This window comes from candidate division KSB1 bacterium (genome assembly GCA_022562085.1).
Taxonomy (GTDB): domain Bacteria; phylum Zhuqueibacterota; class Zhuqueibacteria; order Oceanimicrobiales; family Oceanimicrobiaceae; genus Oceanimicrobium.
Genome location: JADFPY010000284.1, coordinates 1 through 6,029, shown reverse-complemented (window position 1 = coordinate 6,029; position 6,029 = coordinate 1). Strand labels below are relative to the sequence as shown.

General features: G+C 44.6%; 5 protein-coding genes. All 5 read left to right on the top strand.

The features are described 5' to 3' along the window. Nucleotides 1–123 precede the first annotated feature (123 nt). The 5 genes from IH879_18095 to IH879_18075 are packed head-to-tail and all read left to right on the top strand — an operon-like array spanning nt 124 to nt 5,860. A complete protein-coding gene (locus IH879_18095; protein MCH7676835.1) occupies nt 124–696 on the top strand; it encodes a GNAT family N-acetyltransferase in 573 nt (190 codons plus the stop codon). Nucleotides 697–707: 11 nt separating this feature from the next. Beyond that, nucleotides 708–1,376 (top strand): 16S rRNA (guanine(527)-N(7))-methyltransferase RsmG, encoded by a 669-nt coding sequence (rsmG, locus tag IH879_18090; GenBank protein MCH7676834.1) that lies wholly within the window; start codon nt 708–710, stop codon nt 1,374–1,376. After that, nucleotides 1,373–1,582 carry a hypothetical protein gene (locus IH879_18085; protein MCH7676833.1) on the top strand — a complete coding sequence of 70 codons (210 nt, stop codon included), beginning with the start codon at nt 1,373–1,375 and terminating at the stop codon, nt 1,580–1,582. The genes rsmG and IH879_18085 overlap by 4 nt, the downstream gene beginning before the upstream one ends. A gap of 38 nt (nt 1,583–1,620) precedes the next feature. After that, the gene (gene mfd / locus IH879_18080) at nt 1,621–4,953 is read left to right on the top strand and encodes a transcription-repair coupling factor (protein ID MCH7676832.1); all 3,333 of its coding nucleotides are present in this window, start codon (nt 1,621–1,623) and stop codon (nt 4,951–4,953) included. Between the two features lie 46 nt (nt 4,954–4,999). Next, nucleotides 5,000–5,860, top strand: coding sequence for a peptidyl-prolyl cis-trans isomerase (locus IH879_18075; GenBank protein MCH7676831.1), 861 nt, complete (start codon nt 5,000–5,002; stop codon nt 5,858–5,860). Nucleotides 5,861–6,029: the final 169 nt, after the last annotated feature.

The following is a 6,029-nucleotide window of genomic DNA, read 5'->3' as shown; positions in this document are numbered from 1 at the left end:
CGCAGTGAATTAATTTGATGTTTATCACGGCGAGTTTCTTAGGTGGGAATTTAAATCGACCCCTCGGCGCAAACGTTTCACGTGAAACATAGGTTGAAGCGATAGCAAAGTCACAATGACACGATGAGCTCCCCATCTCTCAAAACAAGTCGCCTAGTGTTGCGAGGCCTGAAACCTGAAGATGCTCCGAGAGTTCAGCTTCTTGCCGGCGACCGTGAAATAGCTGATACAACACTCACCATTCCTCACCCATTTGAAGCTGGTATGGCGGAACAATGGATTGAAAGCCGTATTTCTTTTTATGAGAGCGGGAAAGCAGTTTGCTTTGCTGTCATCCTGGCTGCGAAGGATATTCTCGTTGGAGTGGTCAGTTTAAAAAAAATTGATCAAATCCATAGGAATGCTGAGTTGGGCTATTGGATTGGCAAAGAGTACTGGAATAACGGCTATGCCACGGAAGCAGCTGTTGCCGTCGTCAACTATGGATTTAGAGAATTGGGTTTACAGCGCATTTATGCCCACTGTATAAGTCGTAATCCATCATCAAGCAAAGTGCTCTCAAAGATTGGCATGACTCATGAAGGGACGCTGCGTCAACACATTCTGAAATGGAATGAATTTGAAGATATTGACCTCTATGGAATTTTGAGATCGGAACACCGTTTGGGTGAAAGTAATCTTGAAACCGATCATTAAAAAGAATTAATTTGGTTGCGAAGCTGAATCTTTCTAAATTAAGCGAACTATTCAAAGAGAATGACTTACCGCTTTCTCAAATTCAGTTAAATCAGTTTGAGATTTATTATAATGAACTTCTCAAGTGGAATCCCAAAGCGAATCTGATTTCAAAGAATGACGAGAGCCGGATTGTCGAAAGGCATTTTCTTGAATCAGCGCTTTTTTCGTTGCTGAATGAATTCCAGGGTGGGTTGTCCGTTTTAGACTTAGGAACGGGCGGAGGTTTTCCCGGTATCCCGCTTCAAATCGTTACGCCGGACTTGCAATTGACGCTGTTGGATTCCAAGCGCTGGAAAGGGCTTTTTTTAAAACATTTAATCGAAGTGTTAGAATTGCAAAACACGGAGGTTTTGTGTGAAAGGGCAGAAGCGGCTGCGGAAAACGAAGAGTACCGGAATCGATTTGATCGAGTGGTCTGCAGAGCGGTTACCGATCTGAGCGCCCTTTATCGATTGTCGAGACCTTTCCTTAAATCAGGTGGCAATCTGGTCGCCCTTAAAGGCTCGCGTTTAAATAATGAGCTCAACCGGTTTAAAGCAGAATACCCGGGAGTATCGTTTGAAGTCAAACCGTTTCCCGGAACGGGGGTATCTCACTTGAAAAATTTGTGTCTTGTAATTATACGAATGACTAGTTGAAAAAATTATTTGCACCGAAATGCGCCGAACGCATCGAAATATACCGAATTAGTAGTTATGACTTTAGGACGGAGGTGCATTTTGTAGTCATTTTGAAGAATACTAAAATATTATACTTTCTAGCGACCCTTGGCGCCTTCGGCGTGATTCGGTGGGAAAATCAGACTGCCGCGACTATCCGCTTAACCGATTTTAAAGATGATTAAACTTAACCGGGCATTTTATATTAAATTATAAATAGAGAATGAAAGTTTCGGAAATATTGCTCAAGAATGTCTCTGAGTCCCCGTCTGTTATTCAGTTGAGTGAGCTTGTTCTCAATAAGCGACTTGTGAATGTTAAAGGGGCTGCGGGTTCTTTAAAATCCGCACTACTGGTGCATTTATTTGAGAAGGTTTCCAGCCAGGTAGTTTATTTAACTTCCGATTCGATTGAGGCCGAGGGAATCAAGGATGATGTTCAGCTCTTTGCGGGCGCCGGCCAGGTCGCCTTTTTTCCGGCGTCCGATATGTACGGCTTTGGACTCGATCTTGCAAATGATACTGTGAAAGGAGAAAGACTTTCCGCTCTGCAGTTGCTTTCCGAGGGGAAGCCCCAAATCTTGGTCGCTCATAGTTCCGCGCTTTTGCATAAATTGCCCGCTCCCAACAAATTTCAAAATGAAAAAATTTCTATCTCCATAGGTATGAATCTGGATTTTGATGCAAATATCTCGTCTTTAATAGACCGTGGTTTTGTTCGCGAGCCTCGGGTGGAGCAGCGTGGCGAAATGAGTGTCCGCGGTGGGATTGTAGACCTCTTTCCTTTCTCATCTGAATTTCCTTACCGGGTTGAATTTCTGGGCGATGAAGTGGAGTCCATCCGAAGATTTGATCCAACCACGCAACGCTCTCTCAAAGAGGTTAAGCAATTGGTAGTCTATCCACAGGAGCTTGCATCTGAGGACTCGACCGGAACGGATGGAAATTTGTTGGACTATTTGAGCGATGACGCGATCGTGATCTTAGATGAGCCGGAGCTTATTCGTAAAAAACTGGATCCTCTGGCGTGGAAAAATGATCATGGAGACTTAGAGGATGAAGACGATTCTCCAAAAAACAGCGAAGATGGTTTCTTCAATGAAATTCTGGAGCGTTTGGAAAGGTTCACCCAGTTGCACTTTGTCTCTTTGGGCGAGAAATATGAAAACCTGGTCAATTTAGGTTCAAGGACCCAGGAGTCTTTTAAAGGAAATTTAAAACTTTTAAAAAAATCCCTGGAGAAATTAAACAAGGATAAATTAGGGGAAGATCAAACGCCGCCGGCGATTTTCTTTTTGTGTGAAAACGAGGGCCACGCCGAGCGCCTGGGTGAAATCTTCACCGACGAGGAGATTAAATTTCCGAATCTTTCTGTGGCTCCGCTCGGACTGCATAAAGGATTCACATTCCCCGAAGCAAATTTAGTCGTTTATTCCGAGCACGAGTTTTATGGCCGCACACGAAGACTCAGACTTCCCAAGAAAACTTTTCAAGGTCTGACCCCAAGAAAACTCAAGCAGTTGAACATTGGAGATTATGTCGTGCATGTCGATTACGGCATCGGCATTTTTCGTGGACTGAAGAAAATCACTGTCGCCGGTCATGAGCGCGAATGTTTGCACCTGGAGTACAAAGAAAAAGACAAGGTTTATGTGCGGGTTGAACGAATGGACAGGGTGAACAAATATGCCCCAAAAGAAGGCGCCCAACCCAAGTTAAATAAATTGGGCTCACTTGAGTGGCACCGTCTAAAGGAGCGCACCAAAAAGAAGATCAAAGATATCGCTAAGGAGCTGATTGAAATTTATGCAAAGCGAAAAGCGCAGGAAGGCTTCGCTTTTCCAGAAGACACAATTTGGCAGCGCGAATTAGAGGCTTCCTTTCCTTATGAAGATACTCCTGACCAAATCACCGCGACCTTTGATGTAAAAAAAGATATGGAAAGCTCGAAGCCAATGGATCGACTGGTTTGCGGCGACGTCGGCTTCGGCAAAACGGAGATCGCAATTCGCGCCGCTTTTAAAACCGTTTTAAGCAATAAGCAAGTCGCTATGCTTGTACCGACGACAATTTTGGCATATCAGCACTATAACACATTTCGCGAGCGTTTGGAGAATTTCCCGGTGAATGTGGAGATGCTTTCCCGATTCCGAACCAAGGCCGAACAAAAGCAAATTCTGGAAAAGTTGAAGAGTGGCAAAATCGATATTGTCATTGGCACACACCGGTTGGTTTCAAAAGATGTTGAGTTCAAAGACCTCGGCCTTTTAATCATTGACGAAGAGCAACGATTCGGCGTCCAACACAAGGAGCGCCTGAAAAAATTTCGTGCAACCGTGGACGTGCTGACTTTGACCGCCACCCCCATTCCCCGGACCCTGCAGTTCGCGCTGATGGGCGCCCGGGATATGACAAATATAAATACCGCCCCGCGCAACCGTTTGCCAATTGTAACGGAGATTCTGTCTTTTAACAAACAGTACATCCGCGAGGTGATCCTGAGAGAATTGGATCGCGGCGGCCAGGTGTTTTTTGTTCACAACCGGGTGCTCTCCATCGATCGGGTTGCCAAAATGCTGAGCGACCTGGTTCCGGAAGCCCATGTGGCGGTTGCCCACGGCCAGATGCGCGAGGGCGAACTTGAGAAGATCATGGTCGACTTTGTGCAGTACAAATACGACATTTTAGTTTCGACCATGATTATAGAGTCCGGGTTGGACATGCCAAACGTGAACACGATTATTGTGAATCGAGCCGACAAGTTGGGACTGGCGCAGCTTTACCAGCTGCGCGGCCGGGTCGGGCGTTCACACCAGAGAGCATACGCTTATTTGCTGATCCCTGCAATTGACAGCCTCACTCCTGAAGCGCTTAAACGGTTGCGTGCCCTCGAAGAATTTACCGAGCTCGGTTCCGGCAGCCAGCTCGCCATGCGTGATTTAGAAATTCGCGGCGCCGGAACCCTTTTGGGCGCCGAGCAAAGCGGCTTCATCGATTCTCTTGGATTTGACCTGTATAATAAGGTTTTGGATGAAGCGGTCAAAGAACTTAAAAATGAAAACTTACCCGAGGAAGCAGCAGAGCAAGGGGAAATCGAAACACAGGTGGACATGGATTGTGACGCCTTTTTACCGGACGACTATGTTGAGTCCGGTACCGAACGTGTCGAGATTTACCAGCGCTTGACAGAAGCGGACACGGCAGAAGAGTTCGATGACATCCGTTTGGAATTGCAAGACCGGTTTGGTAAGTTGCCTGAGCCGGTTGAGAACTTGCTAAATTTCCTTTCCATCAGAATTCTCGGGAAACGGCTCGGTCTGAAATCGATATCGATTCGTGATTCTGAAATGAAAGCCGAATTTGCCCCGGAGATGCTTAATTTTGACGGGGAACCTTTTAAAAAGTGGTTGGGTTCAATGTTGGAAAATGCGACGCAACCATTTGAATTTTATCAAAATGACGGCTTTGGAATTCGGCTGAACCTGGATTATAAAAACGGACATAAGATGTTAATTATTAAAGACTTCGTCGGAAGTTTAATAAAATCACCTAACTAAAGAGTTCAAAAATAACGCTATGCAATTTAATGGGAGGTTTTGACTCTTGATTAGAAGAAAATTTTTTTACCTAATTGTTTTTATTCTATCGACTGTTTTTTTGAGCAGTTGCGAGAAGCCGGTTGACGAGCGATATGTTGTGGCCAAAGTTGAAGACGAGAGTCTTACCATTCAAGCGTTAATAGCAGAAATACCGCCACAAATCCGATCGAATTTGTCCGAAGTTGAGATTCGCGAGTATGTCCTCCGCTGGATTAACAGCCAGGTCCTATATCACGAAGCGCTGGAACAGAAATTCGACGAGCGCCTTGAGTTTCAGAGGGAAATCGAAAAGTTGAAACGCGAACTCCTCATCACGAAGCTGGTCGAGCAAGTTTTAAATGATGATGTCACAGTGACCGATGGAGAAATACAAGCTTATTTCGCTGCAAATCAGGAAGAGTTCCGGCTCACAGAGGACGTGGTTCACGCGTATCATGTTTTGCTTGGAACCCGCAAAGAGGCAAACGATGTAAGCAGGCGTCTTAAAGCCGGGAAATCTTTTGCGGCCGTCTTCAGCGACGTTAGTTTGGACTCATCGAACAACACCGACGATTGGGATTTGGGGTATTTTTCAAAAGATAAAATAGCGCCCGAAATTTCAAAGGTGGTTTTCAAGCTGAGAAAAGGCGCGACGTCACTTCCGATAAAATCTGCTTTCGGTTACCATGTGGTTCAATTAGTTGACAAGAAAAAAAAGGGTGAGGTCAAAAACTTTGAACTCGTCAAGGAAGAGATTCGTCTTAAAATACAAGCAAGGAAAAAACAAGACAAATACCAGAGGTTTCTTTTGCAAATGAAAAGTAAACATCCTTATGAAACTAATTTTAAATTATTGGATTCTTCCGTTTTAGATTCACTTTTATAGATTTCCAAAACAGCACAAACGGACACAGAGAACACCGAGTAGCACAGCGCGGCAAAGCCGCAACCAAATAATTAAGCCACGGATTTTCACTGATTGGCACGGATAAATGCATTTAGAAAAAAAATTAAAGAATCATTACAAGCGCAATTTGAAATTTGTAGAAATTTTG